The 18,905-nt window shown below is 67.6% G+C and carries 15 protein-coding genes and 1 pseudogene; 8 read left to right on the top strand and 8 right to left on the bottom strand.

Annotation, left to right across the window (positions count from 1 at the left end; all coding sequences use genetic code 11):
- Nucleotides 1–1,545, bottom strand: a pseudogene (locus tag H537_RS46760) (methyl-accepting chemotaxis protein); the annotation flags it as partial.
- Nucleotides 1,546–2,045: 500 nt separating this feature from the next.
- Nucleotides 2,046–2,351, bottom strand: coding sequence for a hypothetical protein (locus H537_RS53685; protein WP_156902073.1), 306 nt, complete (start codon nucleotides 2,349–2,351; stop codon nucleotides 2,046–2,048).
- Nucleotides 2,352–2,382: 31 nt separating this feature from the next.
- On the opposite strand from H537_RS53685, the gene H537_RS53680 reads away from it, so the two are divergent.
- Nucleotides 2,383–2,715: a hypothetical protein gene (locus H537_RS53680; protein ID WP_156902072.1), complete on the top strand. Its 333-nt coding sequence runs from the start codon at nucleotides 2,383–2,385 to the stop codon at nucleotides 2,713–2,715.
- Nucleotides 2,716–2,834: 119 nt separating this feature from the next.
- On the opposite strand, the gene H537_RS46755 is transcribed toward H537_RS53680, so the two are convergent.
- The gene (locus H537_RS46755; protein WP_051243926.1) at nucleotides 2,835–4,883 is read right to left on the bottom strand and encodes a hybrid sensor histidine kinase/response regulator; all 2,049 of its coding nucleotides are present in this window, start codon (nucleotides 4,881–4,883) and stop codon (nucleotides 2,835–2,837) included.
- A 292-nt stretch (nucleotides 4,884–5,175) separates the two neighbouring features.
- Between H537_RS46755 and H537_RS0132245 the strand changes: the two genes are divergently transcribed.
- The 4 genes from H537_RS0132245 to H537_RS53670 all read left to right on the top strand — a co-directional run bounded on the left by H537_RS0132245 (nucleotide 5,176) and on the right by H537_RS53670 (nucleotide 11,491).
- Nucleotides 5,176–8,046, top strand: coding sequence for a type VI secretion system Vgr family protein (locus tag H537_RS0132245; protein WP_084151108.1), 2,871 nt, complete (start codon nucleotides 5,176–5,178; stop codon nucleotides 8,044–8,046).
- A gap of 1 nt (nucleotide 8,047) precedes the next feature.
- Entirely contained in the window at nucleotides 8,048–10,291 is a 2,244-nt protein-coding gene (locus H537_RS51725; RefSeq protein ID WP_084151107.1) for a M23 family metallopeptidase, read from the top strand.
- Nucleotides 10,288–10,812, top strand: coding sequence for a hypothetical protein (locus H537_RS53675; protein WP_156902071.1), 525 nt, complete (start codon nucleotides 10,288–10,290; stop codon nucleotides 10,810–10,812). Before H537_RS51725 ends, H537_RS53675 begins: the two co-directional genes overlap by 4 nt.
- Nucleotides 10,813–10,954: 142 nt before the next feature.
- A complete protein-coding gene (locus H537_RS53670) occupies nucleotides 10,955–11,491 on the top strand; it encodes a hypothetical protein (protein WP_156902070.1) in 537 nt (178 codons plus the stop codon).
- Between the two features lie 79 nt (nucleotides 11,492–11,570).
- Here the strand turns inward: H537_RS53670 and H537_RS0132240 are convergent, their stop codons facing one another.
- From H537_RS0132240 to H537_RS0132235, 3 genes are all read right to left on the bottom strand, one after another.
- Nucleotides 11,571–12,998 (bottom strand): cobyric acid synthase, encoded by a 1,428-nt coding sequence (locus H537_RS0132240; RefSeq protein ID WP_043460980.1) that lies wholly within the window; start codon nucleotides 12,996–12,998, stop codon nucleotides 11,571–11,573.
- A gap of 208 nt (nucleotides 12,999–13,206) precedes the next feature.
- Complete coding sequence (locus tag H537_RS53665) at nucleotides 13,207–13,488, bottom strand: hypothetical protein (RefSeq protein WP_156902069.1); 282 nt, start codon at nucleotides 13,486–13,488, stop codon at nucleotides 13,207–13,209.
- A 239-nt stretch (nucleotides 13,489–13,727) separates the two neighbouring features.
- A complete protein-coding gene (locus tag H537_RS0132235; RefSeq protein ID WP_029001176.1) occupies nucleotides 13,728–14,285 on the bottom strand; it encodes a DedA family protein in 558 nt (185 codons plus the stop codon).
- Between H537_RS0132235 and H537_RS49915 the strand changes: the two genes are divergently transcribed.
- Nucleotides 14,256–14,876 carry a hypothetical protein gene (locus H537_RS49915; RefSeq protein ID WP_156902068.1) on the top strand — a complete coding sequence of 207 codons (621 nt, stop codon included), beginning with the start codon at nucleotides 14,256–14,258 and terminating at the stop codon, nucleotides 14,874–14,876. The genes H537_RS0132235 and H537_RS49915 overlap by 30 nt on opposite strands.
- Before the next feature lie 55 nt (nucleotides 14,877–14,931).
- Here H537_RS49915 and H537_RS0132225 read toward each other — a convergent pair whose 3' ends face one another.
- A complete protein-coding gene (locus tag H537_RS0132225) occupies nucleotides 14,932–16,251 on the bottom strand; it encodes a glycosyltransferase (RefSeq protein WP_029001175.1) in 1,320 nt (439 codons plus the stop codon).
- A gap of 84 nt (nucleotides 16,252–16,335) precedes the next feature.
- On the opposite strand from H537_RS0132225, the gene H537_RS46745 reads away from it, so the two are divergent.
- The gene (locus H537_RS46745) at nucleotides 16,336–17,133 is read left to right on the top strand and encodes a fatty acid desaturase (protein WP_051243916.1); all 798 of its coding nucleotides are present in this window, start codon (nucleotides 16,336–16,338) and stop codon (nucleotides 17,131–17,133) included.
- Here the strand turns inward: H537_RS46745 and H537_RS0132215 are convergent.
- Nucleotides 17,101–17,841: a TSUP family transporter gene (locus H537_RS0132215; RefSeq protein WP_029001174.1), complete on the bottom strand. Its 741-nt coding sequence runs from the start codon at nucleotides 17,839–17,841 to the stop codon at nucleotides 17,101–17,103. The genes H537_RS46745 and H537_RS0132215 overlap by 33 nt on opposite strands.
- Before the next feature lie 84 nt (nucleotides 17,842–17,925).
- Here H537_RS0132215 and H537_RS0132210 point away from each other — a divergent pair, with 84 nt between their 5' ends.
- Nucleotides 17,926–18,864, top strand: a complete 939-nt coding sequence (locus tag H537_RS0132210) for a LysR family transcriptional regulator (RefSeq protein WP_051243913.1) — start codon at nucleotides 17,926–17,928, stop codon at nucleotides 18,862–18,864.
- Nucleotides 18,865–18,905 lie beyond the last annotated feature (41 nt).

Genomic DNA, 18,905 nt, shown 5'->3' with positions numbered 1-18,905 from the left:
GCGATAGACGGCCACCGCCTCGGCCAGCAGGCCGGCGCGGGTGTTGAGCGAGACCGCCGCCGCGGTGCTCTCCTCCACCAGCGCGGCGTTCTGCTGCGTGGTGCTGTCGAGCTCGGAGACCGCCTGGTGCACCTGCTCCACGCCCTGGCGCTGCTGCGCCGAGGCCTCGGAGATCTCGGACACCAGCGCCGACACGTGGTTGATCTGCTCGATGATGCGGTCGATGGTGGTGCCCGCCTGCTCCACGTAGTGGCTACCGGCGTTGACGCGCTCCACCGACTCGCCGATCAGCGCCTTGATCTCGTGCGCCGCCGTGGCCGAGCGCTGCGCCAGGGCGCGCACCTCGCCGGCCACCACCGCGAAGCCGCGGCCATGCTCGCCGGCCCGAGCGGCTTCCACCGCGGCGTTGAGCGCCAGGATGTTGGTCTGGAAGGCGATGCTGTCGATCACGCCGATGATGTCGGCGATGCGCGCGCTGTGGCGCTGGATGTCGCTCATGTGGCTGCGCACCTGCTGCATCGCGTCACCGCCCTGCGTCGCCACGGACGAGGCCTGCTCGGCGAGCTTGCGCGCCTCGACCGAGGTGGCGGAGTTCTGCTGGATCGTCTGCGTGATCTCTTCCATCGACGCGGCCGTCTGCTCCAGGCTGGCCGCGGTCTGCTCGGTGCGGCCGCTCAGGTCGCTGCTGCCGGTGGCAATCTGCTCGCTGGCCACGGCCACGCCGCCCACCTGCTCGGCCACGTCGTCCACCAGCGCGCGCAGGTTCAGGCCCGCCTGGTTGACGGCGCGCATGAGCAGGCCGATCTCGTCCACGCGGTTCAGCGGCGGGCTGCGCCGCGCCTCGCCGCAGGCCACCGCGTTAGCCTGCTCCAGCACCGCGCGCAGCGGTGCCACCACCTGCTGCTCCAGCAGCAGGCCGCTGAGCACCATCGCGGCCACCGCGCCGCCCAGGCCCAGGCCCAGCTGCATCGCGCTCGCGCCGCCCAGCAGCAGCGCGGGCAGCACCGCCAGCAACAGCGACAGCGCCATGATCGACCCCAGCCGCAAGCGCAGCGGCAGGAGCTGCAGCACGGACATCCAGGCCGTCAGGCCGCTGCGCACCAGCACGCCGTGGTAGAGCTTGCGGCCCTTGGTGCGCCCTTCGCGGAAATCGGCGTAGAGCTGCTCCGCTTCCTGGATCTGCTGCGGCGAGGCCGGCGTGCGCACCGACATGTAGCCCACCACTTGGCCGTTGCGGCGCATGGGCGTGGCGTTGGCCTGCACCCAGTAGTGGTCGCCGTTCTTGCGCCGGTTCTTCACCAGCGCGGACCACGACAGGCCGGACTTGAGCGTGCTCCACATGTCGGCGAAGGCCGCCGGCGGCATGTCCGGGTGACGCACCAGGTTGTGCGGCTGCCCCATCAGTTCCTCGCGCTGGAAGCCACTGGCCTGCACGAAGGCGGCGTTGGCGTAGGTGATGCGGCTGTCGAGGTCCGTGGTGGACATCAAGGTCACGCCCGCCGGAATGGTGTATTCGCGGCCTGTGATGGGCAAATTTGTTCGCATGCTGTTTTTATGTTTGAGCCGTCGGGCAACTGCTTCCACTTGAAATAAATCAAGAAACACCTGTCCTGCTGCCCTATGCAAACCATTTCACCAACCTGCCGGTGACCACCCGGTGTGGCCGCGCGGCGGTGTGAAGAGCCAGTTTCCCCGAGGCTGCAGCCTCACTGGCAATGGGCTTGCCCAATGTCAAGCAACAGGACCGAATTTCAGGAGCAAGAAAGCAGCCAAACTCGAAGCGTCAATGTAACGACGTTGTTTTCTTAGTCTTCATGGGATTTACCCTCGCGCTTTGATCCATCGCAAGCGAGCTGATGTCTTGCAGTCAAATCGAGTTGTCAGGCTGGTGTAATCATTCGCGGACAGCCGGAAGAATTGAATAACTCTTGCGGTGTCCCTGAATTTGTCCGGGGCGTTGCGGGGCCTTGTGGACGCGGCATGCAGGGCGCGCGCAGGGGCCGGAGGCGCAATTGCTCCCCCGGCCCCGCGCCTGTGTCACTGCGTCAATGCCGGCTTTCGGACAGGCCCGTGGCCGGCGTTTGCGGACTCGTCGGCCGGCTCATGCCTGAGGTGGCAGCCGAGGAGGTGGCCGAGCTGCCCGAGGGCGTGCCGTCGCCAGCGTTAAGCGAAGCGGTTTCAGGGCTGGTCATCTGCGCCGCGCTGGAGAGCTCGTCCACACGGCCGCCGGTCGCCTCGGCGGAGCGCGAGGGCGAAGAGCTGGCGGACGCCAAGGAAGTGCCGCCCTTCTTCTTCAGGTAGGCGGACGCCGCCAGCGCGCCGACGACGATGCCGATCAGGAATCCAGGCATGGTGTTCTCCAGAAAGTGATGGAAACCACCATTGGGCAAGGTGCATTCCCATTCCCTGCCTGCCCCCGGCCCGCTGCCTGCCCGAGCCTTCCAGGACGCGGCAAACGGCGGCATGGCCAAATTCGGTTTGCCCGTGGAACGCGCCAAAACAGGCACTGACGCAAGCGATTCGACCCAGAGAAATCCGAGAAAAAATTCACGGCCGACCAAACAGTGGCAGGATTTCCGGCATGAGGCCTGCTGGCTGCACGGCAATTCACCTCAGTGCCCCAAAAACCATCCCAAGCACTTCTCGCAAATCAATCACCATCCGCAAAGCAATCCATCGGCCCGGCAATATTTCACGAATCGCGGCCTGACTTGATATGAATACGGTTTGAATTGCTTTGCCTGACAAGGCGCCGGGGGGCGGAGCGGTGATATTTCACACCAGGCGGGTTCCGGCACCGGGAACAGTGGGCCTTATTGGGGCGGACACGCCCCTCACCCCGCCACCCGCGCGAAATGCCCCAGCACCGCGCGCAGCGCGTCAGGCTCCACCGGCTTGGTCAGGTGCGCGTCGAAGCCGGCCTCGGCGGTGCGGCGGCGGTCGCTCTCGGCACCCCAGCCGGTGAGCGCCACCAGGGCCGTGCCGGCGTGCCCTGGGTCGGCGCGCAGCCGCCGCGCCACCTCGTAGCCGTCCAGGCCCGGCAGGCCCAGGTCCAGCAGCACCAGCTGCGGCCTGAACGCCTGCGCCTGCCGCAGCGCCTCGGCCCCGTCCGCCGCCCAGGCCACGCGCAGGCCCAGCGCCTGCAGCAGCGACACCAGCATCTGCAGCCCGTCGGGGTTGTCCTCCACCACCAGCACGCGCGGCGCGCTTTCCAGGCCCTCCGCGCCCTGCGGCAGCGTCTGCAGCGGCAAGCCCTGCGGCCCGCCGGCCACCGGCGCCGCCTGCTGCGCCAGCGGCAGCTCGATGCTGAAGGTGCTGCCCTCGTCCAGCCCGTCGCTGTGCATGCGCACGCTGCCGCCGTGCATCTCGGTGAGCTTGCGCACCAGCGACAGCCCGATGCCCAGCCCGCCCTTGGCACGGCCGGCGCTGTGGTGCAGCTGCGTGAACATCTGGAACAGCCGGCCCTGCTGCTCCGGCGGCACGCCCACGCCGTTGTCCACCACCTCCACCACCGCGCGCGCACCGGCCGCCCAGCCCGCCAGGCGGATCTCGCCGCCATCGGGCGTGTACTTCGCGGCGTTGGTGAGCAGGTTGCCGATGACCTGCACGATGCGCGCGGGGTCGGCGTCCAGCAGCACGCCCTCGTCGGGCAACTGCAGCGTCAGGCGGTGCCGCGCGGACTCGATGGCCGGGCGCGCGGTCTCCACCGCCTCCAGCATCAGCCGGCGCAGCGGCACCTGCTCGCGCTGCAGCGTGATCAGCCCGCGGCTGATGCGCGAGACGTCCAGCAGGTCGTCGATGAGCCGCGCCATGTGCGAGGTCTGCCGGTCGATGATGTTGTGCGCCTGCGCTTGGCGCGCGGGATCGATGGACAGGCGCAGCAGCGCGATCGCGTACTTGATGGGCGCCAGCGGGTTGCGCAGCTCGTGCGCCAGCGTGGCCAGGAACTCGTCCTTGTGCCGGTCCTGCTCGCGCAGCAGGGCCGCGGCGCGCACGCGCTCGATGTGCGCCCAGCTGCGGTCCACGACCTCGGCCGCCACCGAGATCTCCAGCGGCGTCCAGCGCCGCGGATGCGCCTGGTGCACGGCCATCATCGCTACCAGCCGCCCCTCCTTGACCAGGCCGGCGCAGATGATGGCCTTGATGCCGATGGCGTTGAACATGCGCCCGCCGCCGTCGTCGCCCAGCTCGCGGTCCACGTCGTTGACCACCAGGTGCCGCCCGCGGCGCAGGTTGGAGGTGGCCTGCGGGCCGAACAGGTCCAGCGAGTACACGCCGGCGCTGCTGGGCACGCCCGGGCGCGACCAGTCGCTGCGGATGGTGAAGCGGTCGTTGTCGGGCTCCACGTCGGCATAGGCGCAGCGCGTGGCGCCCAGGTGCTCGCCGAGCATGCGCGCGGTCACGGCCATGATCTCGGTGGCGTCGGTGAGCGCGCGCGTGGCCTGCCCGATGCTGTCCAGGAAGCGCAGCCGCTCCTCGCTGGCGCGCAGCGCCGCCTGCGCGCGGCGCTCGGCCGTGACGTCCACGCAGGTGCCCACCCACTCGCGCACCACGCCGTCGGCCGCCAGCACCGGCGCGCCCTGCGCCATCACCTCGCGGTACTCGCCGTCGCGCCGGCGCAGCCGGTAGTGCAGCAGGAATACGTCCCCACTGGCCACCGCTGTCTGCCAGCGCCGCAGCACCTCGGGCCGGTCGTCCGCATGCACCGCCTCGGTCCAACCCCAGCCGCGGTAGTGCAGGAAATCCTGGCCGGTGAAGGCGCTCCAGGACGGGTTCTCGACCTCGATCGCCCCTACGGCGTTGGTGTGCCACACCAGCGCCGCACTGGGCGCAGGGGCCTGGGCGTCCAGGTTTTCATCAAAGGGAATTTCAGATGCCGACATGACCGTGGCGCGAAGCAATTGACCTTCCCGCGGCCCGGAGCTTAGTCCCCCCGCGCCAGGCCCCCTCCACGGCCCGGCGCGGCCTCCCGCGTGTTGTCCCCGATGGGCAACGCACCACCGCGCGACCGACCATAAAGCGCGCACCCGACACGCAGTCGCAGTTGCAGTCGCTCCACCAACCAACACCCGGGTGCCGCATCTGGACGGGAGGGGGCCGCATGGACCATGCGACGGCGTCGGCGTGCGCCATGCACAGCGTTTTCACCGGGACGCGCCACGGCGCGGGCAAGCCATGAGCGGCCTGCCTTCCTTGGCACTGGACGTGCTGCGCCTCATGGACGAGGAGCCGCGCCTGTATCACCTGCAGGGCGACGGCGCGCTCTCCAGGCTGCGCGTGGAGGCCTGGGTGGCCGAGGAGGCACTCAGCGAGCCCTTCCGCCTGGAGCTGTGCTGTTTGAGCGAGGACCCCCGCCTGGACCTGGACGCGCTGTGCGCCCAACCCGTGGCGCTGCTGACCCGGCTGGACGACGGCCGCATCCAGCGACGCAGCGGCCTGGTGGACCTGGCCGTGGCCGAGGACTGCGACGGCTCGCTGGCGCGCTACCGCCTCGTCGTGCGGCCCTGGGCCTGGTTCCTGGGCCTGAGCCGGCGCAGCCAGGTCTGGCAGGACCAGCGCGTGGTGGACATCGTGAACAGCCTCCTGGGCCGCTACCGCGCCTGGGCGCGCTGGCGCTGGGCGCCGTGCGTGGAGGCGCACCTGGAGCGCGCGCACCAGCGCGGCGTGCGGCCCTGCACCGTCCAGTACCGCGAGAGCGACCTGGACTTCCTGCAGCGGCTGCTGGCCGAAGAAGGCATCGCCTGGCGCTTCGAGGAGGCGGACACCGGGCAGCCCGGCGGCGTGCTGGTGCTCTTCGCCGACAGCCGCCGCCGCTCCAGCTGCCCCGAGGACGCCGCGTCACAACGCGCCCCGCTGCGGTTGCAGCATGCCCACGCGCAGGAGAGCGGCGACACGCTGCAGGAGATCAACGGCCACTGCCGCGCCGCCGTGAGCGTGCTCAGCACACTGAGCCATCACGAGGACCTGGGCCGCGGCGTGGGCGCGCGCGTGCAGGCCGAACGCCCGCGCGGCGGCGCGCACGCCCCGGCGCTGGAGAGCTACGACGGCCCCGGCACGCAGGCCTGGGCCACGGCCGAGCAGGCGCAGCGCGCGCTGTGGCTGGCGCAGCAGGCCATCGACGCGCACTGCGCCGGCTGGCACGGCCAGGGCGTGGTGCGCAGCTTTCAGGCCGGCACCGTGGTCCGGCTGGCCGATCCGCTGGAGGACCTGGACAGCGGCGAACCCGTGGAGGGCGCCGAGCTGCTGCTCACGCGCGTGCTGCACGTGGGCCTCAACAACCTGCCCGCCCGGCTCAGCCGCGCGCTGGTGCAGCATCTGGGAGACGAGCCGGTGCTGCCGCTGGACTGCATCCCGGCCGGGCTGCTGGAGCGCGCGGCGCAGCGCGGCTACGCCAATTCCTTCGACGCCATTGCGGCGGACTTGCCCTGGCGGCCGCTGCCCAGCGGCATGGCCGGCTCACGCACGCCGCGCAAACCGCAGCCGGGGCTGCTGCTGGCCACCGTGGTAGGACCGGACGGCAGCACGCAGCCGCGCGGCGCCGATGAGGTGCACACCGACCGGCTGGGGCGCGTGCGCATCCGCTACGAGTTCCAGGGCGATGCGGACAACGCCGAAGGCACGAGCCTCGCCAGCTGCTGGGTGCGCGTGCAGCAGCCGCTGGCGGGCTCGGGCGGGCGCGGCGCCATGGGCGCGCAGTGGACGCCGCGCATTGGCCACGAGGTGCTGGTACAGGGCATGGACGGCGACATCGACCGCCCGGTGGTGGTGTGCAGCCTCTACGACGGCCGCGGCGAAGGCGGCGAGCTGCCCACCCCGGGCGGCAAGGCCTGGACGGGCCCGCGCCAGCCGCTGGACGTCTTCACCTTGAGCAGCGACGCGCGCACCGCCGGCCAGGGCAACCCGGGCGGCGGCCACAGCCCGGCCTGGCACGGCGCCAGCCCCGCGCTGGTGCGCCACGGCGGGCAGAACAACGCCGCAGCCCTCTCGGGCCACAAGAGCAAGGAACTGGGCGGATCGGGCTTCAGCCAACTCGTGCACGACGACACGCCGAGCCAGGAGCGGCTGCAGCTCGCCACCACGCAGCACGCCAGCCAGCTCAACCTGGGGCACCTGATCCACCAGGCCGACAACCACCGCGGCAGCTTCCGCGGCCTCGGGTTCGAGCTCAGGACCGACGCCTACGGCGCGATCCGCGCCGCGCGCGGGCTGCTGCTGTCCACCTACGCCGCCGACTGGGCCGCGCCGGCACAGGACAACGCCGTGGGCCTCGCGCTGGCGCGGCAGTTCGAGGCGCTGGCGCGGGCGCTGCACCAGGCCGCGCAGACGCACCAAACGGTGGGCCTGTCCGGGCTGCTGGGCAGCGTCAAGGCCGGGGCCAGCGTGGCGGACGGCCAGCGGGCGCCGATCCCGGCCTGGCTGGCGCAGGCCGGCGCCCAGGGCAGCGGGCGCCGCTTCGAGCAGGCGGTGTCGGAAGCGCAGTCCGGCAGCCAGGCGGACGGCGCCGTCCCGCTAAGCGGCGCGCCGGTGCTGAGCGCCGCGGCCTGCGCTGGGCTGGGCCTGGTGGCCGGACAGGACTTCGCGGTGGCGGCCAGCGAGAACGTGCACCTGGCCTGCGGCGGCGACATGGACGCCGCTGTGGGCGGCGCGGCGCGCATCCACGCCGGTCAGGCCATCGGGATCCTGGGTGGCGCCATCCAACCCGGCCAGGACGCGGCCGGCACGGGCGTGAGCCTGATCGCCGGCGCGGGCGACCTGGAACTGCAGGCGCAGGACGGCCCGCTGCAGGTGGCCGCCGCCAAGGACGTGACCGTGCAGAGCGCGCACGGGTCCATCGATTGGGCGGCGGTGAAGCGCATCGTGATCTCCACGGCGGGCGGAGCAGCGGTGGTGCTGGAAAACGGCAACGTCGAGTTCATCGCGCCGGGGACGCTCACGGTGCGGGCGGGGAGGAGGAGTTTCGTGGGGCCGGCCAATTTCAATTACCAGATGCCGCTGATGCCCTGCGGCACGCTGACTTTTTCCAACGAACGACGGATTTCAATTTGACATGCTGATCAGCCCTCCTTTCTTGCCGCCTCGTGGGAACCTGAGTGAAGACCAGTGGTTTGAAATTGCCATGCAGGGTGGCCAACCCGGGACGGGAGCCTACCCGGTCAGTGCACAACTGGATTGGCATGGCGGTATTCACTTGACGGCGCCAATGAACGGGGCGACGACCGAGCCGGTACGCGCCATTGCCGACGGCACGGTGGTATTTGTGCGCGAACCCATGACCACCGATGACCCTCAACATCCGTTGCGCTATGGCGGTGGCTATACCAGCAATGGCGTGGTCGTGATCCGGCATGAGACGGAAATCGGTGCTGACGCTCAGGGACGGCCTACCTCCGTACGTTTTTATTCTGTCTACAACCATTTGCACAGTATTCGCCCAGCGGTGATGAGAAACCGCCCCGTCTGGCGCAAGGACGCCATTGGTCAGGCGGGACACATTTACGGCACCCCAAACCAGATTCATTTCGAAATTCGATGCGACGAAGCGAACCTGCAAAGGCTTATCGGCCGCACTTCAGGCGACGTGCCGCTGGACCGCGATGGGCGCATGGATGTGCTGTACGGCGAGATTTATTTCCATATTCCAACCAATACACCTTTCTACGGGCAACGCCCGCTGTCCAACAGTCCAGTGGCTCGGATAGCCGAGCGCAATGGCCCGAATGCAGCAGCCACGGTAGCCCTGCAGCCAATCGCGCAAACGCCAGAGGCCATGGTGGTGGGCTTACGCTATGCCAGTGGCCAAGGTCCGGCAGAGCAACGTGGCCATGCCTTCGTCACGAGTTACAGGCTGGATGGTTCAACCTATGGACCGGCACGGGTCGAGGCAGGTGCGGAATACAAGCTGTACCAAGACAGCATGGCCATCAGCCGTTCCTATCCCGCTGCCTCACAACCGGCCCCAAGTGCCGTGCTGGAATTGCTGCGTTTTGGACGTGTCATCGGACCCGACCCCTTGACACCAGTTGATGTACCTCATTGGCGACAAATCGTTCATGCCGGCGGCACGGGCTGGATCAATCTCAACGCAGCAAACGTACGAAAATACACCGATGCTGATTTCCCGCAATGGAAAGGATGGAAGTTGATTGCCGACGATACGAACGGCGATGCACGCTGCGATTCGCCCACAGTGAGGTCATGGCTGAATCAGGACAATTCCGACAGCATCGACTCAATCGCCGGCATTGCAGCCCTTACACAAGAAGGTACTGCAAACCGTATGCGCAAGGCCATATGCAGGTTATCTTGCGAATGGGATGCAACGACGCTGAATTCACGTTGGCAGTGGTTACAGAACGGGGACAAAACAAACCAAAGACCCATGGGGACAGCGGAATACAAGCAGTTCACCGAGCATGCAAACGCACTGTGCTTCGATTGCCAAGAAATATTCGAAGCACATTGGACACTCGACCCAAAGCAATTTATAAAACACCTTAAATCGTGCAACTGGCTGAGCATCAATGAGGCGGCTCAGACCATCCCTCTCACAGTCCTGAAACTTCGCAACAGCAGCTTCCACGAAGAAAACATAGGAGCAAATTCAATCATCAGACAACGCATCCAAAGATGGATACCACACTTGAATATTTCATTGCGCAAATATGGCATTAGCAGCAACCATCGAAAGGTACATGCCTTTGCCAACGTCTGGGAGGAAACCGGATACTTGCGTTTGATGGAAGAGGGCGGAGGCAGTGGACAACCATACGCGCCATGGTGGGGACGCGGTCTGATACAGCTTACGCACCTCAGCAACTACAAATGGTTCGGAGACTATCGTCGCTTTCCAAAAACCATCACCACTGGACTGTATGCGCCGCTTGGATGGGATCCTGGACAGCTCATACTTGGAAGTGACGCCAACTGCATCGACACCATGGTGTATTGGATCAACCCCGGGGCGGTGGCTACTCAGCGCAATGCATTGATAGATGCCGACGCAGGCTTGGAAATCGAAAACTTCATGCAAACAGCCAGGGGCACCAACGGCAATGTAAGTGCCGAAAACATCAACGGGCTTGAAGGCCGGCTTCAGGCTGCCATTTATTTGAAGCACATACTCATGGACGACGTAAGACAAGCCAATACAGAATCCGTCACATTCACTTGGCGACGTTCCTCCACGAGGACTGGCACCCGAATACTGCCAAACGGCACAAGCAGACGCAGCTTCGAGCCCAATGACCACACCATTCAAGTAAGCACGACACCAAGGAGACCACTCCCATGAAAAGTCTCTTAAAGCTCATTGCCGCCACAATAATAATAACAACCAACACAAACGCGCATGAGGAACCGTGCCCCGAAATCATCAAGACGGCAGTACAAGAACTGTACACGATGGGAGAAACTAAAGATTATATCTGCGGACCCGACATCGACTGCACGATAGAAAATTTCACAAATGCACTGGAAATCTCAAACATACAACTACACGCAAACACAGCGGCACCTGACGCAATACAGATCACACCCAAAACAAAAGGCACTAGCTATTTTACAGCAATATTTCTCATGGAGAACTGCAAAAGCAGACTGGTCTTTTACCCCGATACATCATCATCTGGAATCAAGCTACTGAAGCCATCATCAAACGGCATGTTCATCATTCGCTCCACCGCCCGGCAATCCCGCGCACAGTGGTCAGAAACAGACTATCACTATGACCTGAACAAACAAGCATACCAGGAACAAAAAACCGTCTGCTACGCCATACATGCCACTCGAACGGCAAGAGTTAAATGTCAGTAGATATTTCACACAACGCATTACATGACAACAGACAAAACTAATACACCACAAAACAGATCAGCTTACTTGCCGTTTAATAAACGGCAAGTCTACTGGAGTTTACCCACAGAAACACTTCCAACCCAAACAGGGACAGTTCACCATGATCGCCAAGCACCTTAACTTCCCCATATTAAGCTTCATTATTTCTCTTCCCGCACATGCAGCCGCCGGCCGTGACTCCAGCGGCACAATTTGGGAGGTTTCGCCAACAGGTAAATGCTTCGACTCCATCCCATACTACTTGAGCATGATCTTTGGAAAGCAATACAGTTCCGATGAAAACATCAAAACAACAACCTTTAGACCCACGAATTATTCAAAATCGCCCAAGGACTATGTTTGGGCCATGGACACCACGCCAAGCAAAAACTACACACGCACGCTATTCAGCGTAGACAAGCGCACAAAGCGGGCATGCGCGATATTATTTGCACCAGTCGCAAGCAGCGTTGATTTCGAACTACAACCTTCAAGAAACGTGCCAACAACCGCGCGATCCATTGATACGCCGCCGCCTGGCTTCGACACCACAGAGGTAATTTATAGACTCAACCCCGAGCAACAACTGTACCTACCAAGCAAGTGCTACAAAATAACTCCAAAAAACAAGAAAACGAAGTTGATTGCTCAAAACTAAGCACAAATTAATTTATTTATTCAGCAAAAAGCGTGAGAAAACGGCCCACCACACCCCGGCAGGCCGCCGGAACACCGGCTCAGTGCGCCTCCAGCAACCCCTCCAGCACCCCCGCCTCGAAATGCCGCTCCACGAAATCCGCCATGCCCTCGAACACGGCATCCAGCGCCGGCACCGTCGCGCCGAACAGCGCCTGCAGCACCGCGGGTGACTCGAACAGCCCGTGCGCGTACAGGCCCAGCACGTGGCCGCGCTGCCAGCCGATGGCCTCGCCGTCGGCGTTGCGCAGCGCCACGGCGGCTTCGCCCACGGCGCAGGTGCGGCCGTGGCGAATCTCGTAGCCCTCGCAGCCCACGCCCGACAGCGTCGCCCACGGCGCCGCCAGCCCCTCGAATCGCACCCGGCCCGGGCGCAGCAGCTTCTCGGTGTCGAAGGTGGTTTCCAGCGGCAGCAGGTCCAGCCCGGGGCCGCTGCCGTCCACGCCGTGCGGGTCGTGCAGCGCGCGCCCCAGCAGCTGCAGGCCGCCGCACACGCCCAGCAGCGGCCGGCCTAGCGCGGCGTGGCGGCGGATCGGCTCGTCCAGCCCCTGCGAGCGCAGCCACGCCAGGTCGCCGCTGGTGTGCTTGGAGCCGGGCAGCACGATCCAGTCCGCGCCCGCGAGCTGCGCCGGCGTGCGCGCCCAACTGAGGCGCACGCCGGGCAGGCGGCGCAGCGGCTGGAATTCGTCCAGGTTGGAGATGCGCGGGTAGGCCACCACCGCCACGTGGATGCCCTCGCCGCGGGGCGCCTCGTCGTACAGCCCGTCTTCCTCCGGCAGGCCGTGCTCGCGCCACATCGGCAGCACCGCCACCGTGGGCACGCCGGTGAGCGCCTGCAGCTGCTGCGGGCCCGGCGCCAGCAGCGCGGCGTCGCCGCGGAAGCGGTTGAGCACGAAGCCGCGGATCAGCGCCCGCTCCTCGGCCGGCAGCAGCGCATGCGTGCCGTAGAGGTGGGCGAAGGCGCCGCCGCGGTCGATGTCCGTGACCAGCAGGCACGCGGCGCGCGCTGCCAGCGCGGTGCGCATGTTCACGTAGTCGCTGGCGTGCAGGTTGATCTCGGCCGGCGAGCCCGCGCCCTCGATCACTACCACGTCGTGACTGTCCAGCAGCTCGTGGAGCGCCTGGCGCGCCGGCGGCCACAGCTGCTCGCTGCGCGAGCGCCAGGGCACGGCCATCAGGTCCGGCCGCACTTGGCCCAGCACGATCACCTGGCTGGCCGTGTCGCGCTCGGGCTTCAGCAGCACGGGATTCATGCGCACGTCGGGCACCACGCCCGCGGCCAGGGCCTGGAAGTACTGCGCGCTGCCGATCTCACCCACGCCGCCACCCGGGCCCGGCACCACGCGGGCGTTGTTGCTCATGTTCTGCGCCTTGAAGGGCGCGACTTTCAGCCCTCGGCGCGCATACCAGCGGCACAACGCGGTGGCGAGCCAGCTCTTGCCCGCCCCGCTGGTGGTGCCCAGCACCATCACGGCTTGTCCCAATGTTCGTCCTCCCGTGTGTGGAAGCCGCGATTGGACACGAGCCGGCGCGCCGCGCCGTCGTACCGGCCCGGGGACTCAGGACACGAAGTCGTCGGGCTGCGCGGCCGGCTTGATTTGGGCAAGACTCCAGACGGCATTGTCGAAATTCCGGATGTCGTCGATGACGCATCTGCGAGTTCCACGGCTTTAGGAATCACCGCCATTCCTTGCTGCCGTCGTCGCCCACGATAGCAAGCCAAATTTCCGGGGCGCCGGGGTCGAGGTCAACGCCAAGGAAAAGCGTTTTCCAGCCAAACGAACCAAACCATTCCCAGGAGAATGAATAACAAAATTGAACAGACCGACAGCCACCCGGAGCTTTAAAACCCACCGGTGGCTCAGCCAAGGCAGCCGTGTCTCCAACCTCCATGTCAGCACCGGGCGGCGTCGCCTTGGCATCCGCAGCAGCCGGAACGCCGGGGAACCGGGCGGCCACTTCGCATCCTCCTAGATTTGCTCCATCACCCCCAGGCCAAAATATTCTGACGAGATCGGGCCATTCAACATTTCCCTGAACCCCCTATTGCTGCGTCATATACTTAAAATAGTTGCAGCGCCCAGTCTTTGAACAACCTTCTTTTCAAGACAACTGCACACCGGCACGGTTTCCGGCGGGCAGCCGGTTCGCGCCTGACGCTTCCCCGCACGGCTTCAATATTTCACGCCGGCCCGTGTTCAGCGCTGCGGCCGCCGCAGCCGGCGCCACATCCACACCAGCAGCGCCGCCCCGAGCAGCGCGCCCATCAGGCCCATCTGGTAGCGCTGCAGCTCGCCCAGCAGTGCCTGCGCCGCCGCGCCGAAGGCCCAGCCGATGCCGCCCACCAGCACCGCCCAGATCACGGCGCCGATGCCGTTGTAGAGCGCGAAGCGCCACGCCGGCAGCGGCGAGGCACCGATGAAGATCGGCCCTGCGATGCGCAGCCCGTAGGCGAAGCGCAACCCGATGATCAGCGGCGCGTGCCAGCGGTCGAGCAGCCGGTGCACCCGCTCGGCCTTGGCCGCCAGCTTGGGATGGCGCGCCAGCAGCTGCGGCCCGCGCCAGCGGCCGATCCAGAAATAGATCTGGTCGCCCACCATCGCCATCACGGTGGCCACTGCCAGCACGCCGGCGGGGCTCAGATGCCCCTCGTGCGCGGCGAAGCCGGCCAGCACCAGCAGGCTTTCGCCTTCGAGCAGGCAGCCCAGGGCCAGCATCCAGTAGCCATGGGTTTCGATGAGCGCGATCAGGTCCATGCTTTTCGTCGTAGGCTTCGACGGCCATCAGCCCCGGAGCAAAGCACGCGCCGCGGCAAATGCGCCCACGCAGCGCCTTCACTTGCGGAAACGTTTCTTTCCAACACCGGAACCACAGGAACGATTATGTCAAACAGCATTTCATCTGAAAGACATTCCCAAGCCTTCTGGCCGTTTGGACCGCTCGTCACCCTCCAGCTCTCGCCCGACAACCTACGGCAGGCCATCAATCCCGGCTGGAGTTTCGGCAACTACATCGTCAACCACAACAATTCGACCGCACCCGGTGTGGAACAGGCGATACTGGGCAAGAACAGTTATGGACGCCAGATCGGGCAGCTCATGGACGTGGTGAAGCTGCTGCTGGACCATGCCGGCATCGCCAACGACACGACCGCCAAATTCAGAAAATTGTTCGAAGACGTCGAAAAGATAAAGGCGGAGAGCCAGCAGCAGTGCCGGGAACAGCTGCTGGAGCAGTTGAAGGATCTCAAGGCATCGGACAAGAAAGCCTGGAACGATCTCCTGACGGAATTGAATCAGCAAGAATCACAGACATCGGATGCCCGACCGGCAAGCTCCAGGAAATAGATTCAAAAGATGTTCGAGCTTGGCATTTTGAAGGTTCGGCTGCCATTCGCCGCGCTTAACCTCCAGCCGAACGCAACACCGGTGCCCGCGTGGCCGCCAGCCGCTCCACCAGGGCGGCGCCCAGCGCCGGTGCGTCGAAGGCTGCCATCTCGGCCGCCAGCGCCCGGGCCCGGGTTTTGAAGGCGGGCTCGTCCAGCACGCGGCGCACGGCCTGGAGCAGCGCGCGTGGCGAGGGGCGGCCGGTACGCAGGTCCAGGCCGGCGCCGCTCCAGGCCACGCGCGCGGCGATCTCCGGCTTCTCCTCGCTGCCGCCGGCCACCACCAGCGGCAGCCCGTGGGCCAGCGCCTGCTGCACGCCACCGTAGCCGCCGTTGGTCACCACCGCCGACAGCAACGGCAGCAGCGCGGGGTACGGCACGAAGGGCGCCAGCCGGGCATTGGCCGGCGGCGCGCCGTCCAGCGCCGCCGCCACGGCTTCGGGCGCCGCGGTGGCGACAACCAGCATGTCCTCCCGCGCCAGCGCGCGCAGGGCTGGGACGATCAGCTCGCGCACGTCGGTGGCGAGCGTGCCCTGCGTCACCAGCACCAGCGGCCGGCCGGCACGGTGCGCCCCCTCGACCTCGGCCCACCAGGCAGGCAGCGCCGGCGGCCGGGGCCCTTCGCGCAGCCACAGCGGGCCGATGAAGTGCACTTGCGGCGGCAGGTCGCTGCGCACGTACTCGAAGCCCGGCACGGTGGGCTGCAGGTAGAGCTGCGGCGAGAGCACGTCGAAATACGTGCCCTCGCCCGGCGGCAGCCCCGCCGCCGCCCGGGCGCGCCGCCAAGCCCGGTTGGTGCCGGCAAATAGCCCGCGCAGGATCAGCGCATTGAGCAGCCGGTTGCGCGAGCGGTCGCCGTCGTTGCGTGCCGGCGGCAGCGCCGACCCGAAGGGCGCCGTGTCCACGCTGGGCACGCCCAGCGCGCTCACGCCCAGTCCGGCCCAGGGCACGCCGTGCCTCTCGTGCAGCAGCGCCGCGCCCAGGTGCGCCTGGTCGGCGAGCACAGCGTCGGGCGCGAAGGCGTCGCAGGCGGCTTCCAGGTCGCGCATCTGGCGCGGCGCCGGGGCGATGAAGGCGGCGTCGAGCTGTGCCTTGAGGCGGGCGATGCCGCGCCGGCGGCGCAGCCCCGGAAATGCCGCCTCGATGTCGGCGTCGTCCCAGTCGGTGTCCGGCGCCATGGGCCTGAAGGCCGCGCCGCTGTCCCGCACCAGCGGCTCGAACTTGCGTCCCGTTTGCCAGGCGATGGCGTGGCCCCGCTGCGCCAGGGCGCGCACCAATGCGGCCATCGGCCGCACGTGGCCGGTCATGGGAACGGTAGCGACGAGGAGGCGGGCCATGGCGGGGGAGTCTGCCAGCGGCGGGCAGGAGCGGCTTGGCCCTGGCCCGGCCGCGGCACGCCGGCTGCCGCAAACTCGGCCGCCATGCCTTCGTCCCAGCCCCTGCACACGCCGGCCTTGCCGGCCGCCTCCATCCCGCCCGCGCGCCAGCGCCTGGTGGGCGTCGCGCTGGCGACCTTGATCATCGGCGGCTGGCTCGCGCTGCACCTGTGGGGCGTGTTCTTCCACCGCTGGAGCGCCATCGACTGGGTGCGGGTGCCGCTCCTCATCGCGCTGCAGACGTGGCTGTCCACGGGGCTCTTCATCGTGGCGCACGACGCCATCCACGGCTCGCTGGCGCCGCACCGGCCCCGGCTCAACGCGGCCATCGGGCAACTGTGCGTGGGCCTGTATGCGGGCTTCCGCTTCCGGCGGCTGGCGGCCTCGCACCAGCGCCACCACGACGCGCCCGGCACGGCGGAGGACCCGGACTTCCACGCCGCCGCCCCGCGCGCTTTCGCCGCCTGGCTGCGCGCCTTCTTCCTGCGCCATTTCGGCTGGGCCGAGTTCGCCACCGTCACCGCCGTGCTGGCGCTGTACCTGGCGCTGGGCGCGCGGGCCTCGAACCTGATCGCCTTCTGGGGCCTGCCGGCGATCCTGTCCGCGCTGCAGCTCTTCACCGTGGGCACCTGGCTGCCACACCGCCATGGCGCCAACGCCTTTGCCGACCGCCACCGCACGCGCTCGCTGCACTGGCCGTGGCTGCTGTCGCTGCTGGCCTGCTACCACTTCGGGCGCCACCACGAGCACCACCTGTGGCCGCAACTGCCGTGGTGGCGGCTGCCGGCGGCGAAGGCGCGCTGGCCCGAATCAGGCGCCGCGCAGCAGGTTGGCGACTCCTAAACCCACGAACACCAGGAACAGCGCCCGCTGGAACGCCGCGCCGCTGATGCGCGTGCGTACCCGGGCGCCCAGCCCCAGGCCGGCGAAGGCGGCCAGCAGCGCCAGCGCCACCTCGGTGGACCACAGGCTGCCGCCGCCGGACGCGCCCAGGCGCACGGCCAGCGCCAGCGTGGCCACGGTGAAGGACAGTCCCAGCGCCTGCACCATCTCCTCCTTGCCCAGCCGCAGGCACTGCAGCCAGGGCACCAGCGGAATGACGAATACCGCCGTGGCGGCGGTCACCGCGCCGGTGGCCGCACCCGCCACCGGCGCCAGCCAGTGCGCCCGGGGCGGCAGTTCCGGCAGGCTCGGACGCCACAGCCCCCACAGGCCATAGAGCACCAGCGCGCCGCCCAGCAGCGCATGCGCATTCAGCCCCGCCGGGCCGGCGGCGGGCACGGGCATCGCGACCGTCACCAGCGCCAGCGCTGCCCAGGCCGGCCACAGCCTCGCGGCCAGGCGGCGCAGGTAGGGCCCGCGGCATTGCGCGACGTTGGTCGCCAGCGCCGGCACTACGAGCAGCGCGGCCGCCTCGCCGGGCGCCATCCACAGCCCCAGCAGGCTCACCGCCACCGTGGGCAGCCCCATGCCGGTGATGCCCTTGACCGCGCCGGCCACCACGAACACCAGGCCCACGGCCAACACTTGGGAGAGATCGATGCCATCCATGCCCGGCATGCTCGCGGCGCGGGCCGTGCGGCGTCCATCTGTGAATGCGCCGCATATCCTTCGGCATCGCCGAAGGAAGCACCCATGCCCGCAGCACGCCGCGTGTCGGACTACCGCATCGAACCGTTCGACCTGCGCCTCTTCGCCGCCGTGCTGGAGCTCGGCACCATCACCGCCGCCGCCGAGGCCATGAGCCTGTCGCTGGCCGCGGCCAGCGTGCGGCTCAAGGCGCTGGAGACGCTGGTCGGCACGCGGCTGCTGGAGCGCTCCAAGAGCGGCGCGGTCCCCACCGCGGCGGGCCGGGCGCTGGCGCGGCACGCGCAGCGTGTGCTGGTGGAGCTGGAGTCGCTGCACGTGGAGATGGCCGGCTTTGCCGGCGGCCTGCGCGGCACCGTGCGAGTGCTGTGCAACACCGCGGCCCTGTCGGAAGCGCTGCCGCCGCGGCTGGGGCGCTTCCTCGCCGCGCACCCGGACATCGACATCGAGCTGCAGGAGGCCTCCAGCGACGCCGTGCTGGACGCGCTGCGGCGCGGGGTGGCGGACCTGGGCATCGCCGCGGACCACGTGGACCCCGCCGGCCTGGACGCGCGGCCCTGGCTGGCCGACCAGCTGGTGGCGCTGATGCCGGCTCGCCTTGGGGAGCAGCCGGTCGCGGCCGTGCGCTACGTCGAGTTGCTGGAGCAACCTTTCGTCGGCCTGCCGCGGGACAGCGGGCTCAGCCGCTTCCTGCTGCAGCAGGCCAGCCGCGCCGGGCGGGTGCCGCAGCACCGCGTGCGCGTGGGCAACTTCGACGCGATGCTGCCCATCGTGGCGGCCGGCGTCGGCGTGGCCGTGATGCCGCTGAGCGCCGCCCGGCGCCGGCAGGACGCCGGCGTGCGCATCGTGCCGCTGGCCGACGCCTGGGCGCGGCGGCGATTGCTCATCTGCACCGGCGCGATGGCCGAGGACATGCCCGCGGTCCGCTTGCTGCGGGATGCGCTGATGGAGTCAGGAAACGCGCCTGAAGAGGACGGCGGGCGCTGAAGCACCGGCCTCAGCCGCGCCCGGAGACGGTGCGGCGCCGT

It is taken from the genome of Azohydromonas australica DSM 1124 (assembly GCF_000430725.1).
Classification (GTDB): domain Bacteria; phylum Pseudomonadota; class Gammaproteobacteria; order Burkholderiales; family Burkholderiaceae_C; genus Azohydromonas; species Azohydromonas australica.
Note: the sequence above shows the minus strand (reverse complement) of the source record. Positions and strands in the feature narration are given on the sequence as shown.

Excerpts from the sequence above, each read along its gene's own strand:
- H537_RS0132240 (WP_043460980.1), bottom strand. The coding sequence starts at position 12,998 with ATGGTGCTGGGCACCACCAGCGGGGCGGGCAAGAGCTGGCTCGCCACC.
- H537_RS53670 (WP_156902070.1), top strand. The coding sequence starts at position 10,955 with ATGATCGCCAAGCACCTTAACTTCCCCATATTAAGCTTCATTATTTCT.
- H537_RS46755 (WP_051243926.1), bottom strand. The coding sequence starts at position 4,883 with ATGTCGGCATCTGAAATTCCCTTTGATGAAAACCTGGACGCCCAGGCC.
- H537_RS46745 (WP_051243916.1), top strand. The coding sequence starts at position 16,336 with ATGCCTTCGTCCCAGCCCCTGCACACGCCGGCCTTGCCGGCCGCCTCC.
- H537_RS53675 (WP_156902071.1), top strand. The coding sequence starts at position 10,288 with ATGAAAAGTCTCTTAAAGCTCATTGCCGCCACAATAATAATAACAACC.
- H537_RS53685 (WP_156902073.1), bottom strand. The coding sequence starts at position 2,351 with ATGCCTGGATTCCTGATCGGCATCGTCGTCGGCGCGCTGGCGGCGTCC.
- H537_RS51725 (WP_084151107.1), top strand. The coding sequence starts at position 8,048 with ATGCTGATCAGCCCTCCTTTCTTGCCGCCTCGTGGGAACCTGAGTGAA.
- H537_RS0132225 (WP_029001175.1), bottom strand. The coding sequence starts at position 16,251 with ATGGCCCGCCTCCTCGTCGCTACCGTTCCCATGACCGGCCACGTGCGG.
- H537_RS0132210 (WP_051243913.1), top strand. The coding sequence starts at position 17,926 with ATGCCCGCAGCACGCCGCGTGTCGGACTACCGCATCGAACCGTTCGAC.
- H537_RS0132215 (WP_029001174.1), bottom strand. The coding sequence starts at position 17,841 with ATGGATGGCATCGATCTCTCCCAAGTGTTGGCCGTGGGCCTGGTGTTC.
- H537_RS0132235 (WP_029001176.1), bottom strand. The coding sequence starts at position 14,285 with ATGGACCTGATCGCGCTCATCGAAACCCATGGCTACTGGATGCTGGCC.
- H537_RS0132245 (WP_084151108.1), top strand. The coding sequence starts at position 5,176 with ATGAGCGGCCTGCCTTCCTTGGCACTGGACGTGCTGCGCCTCATGGAC.
- H537_RS49915 (WP_156902068.1), top strand. The coding sequence starts at position 14,256 with ATGGGTTTCGATGAGCGCGATCAGGTCCATGCTTTTCGTCGTAGGCTT.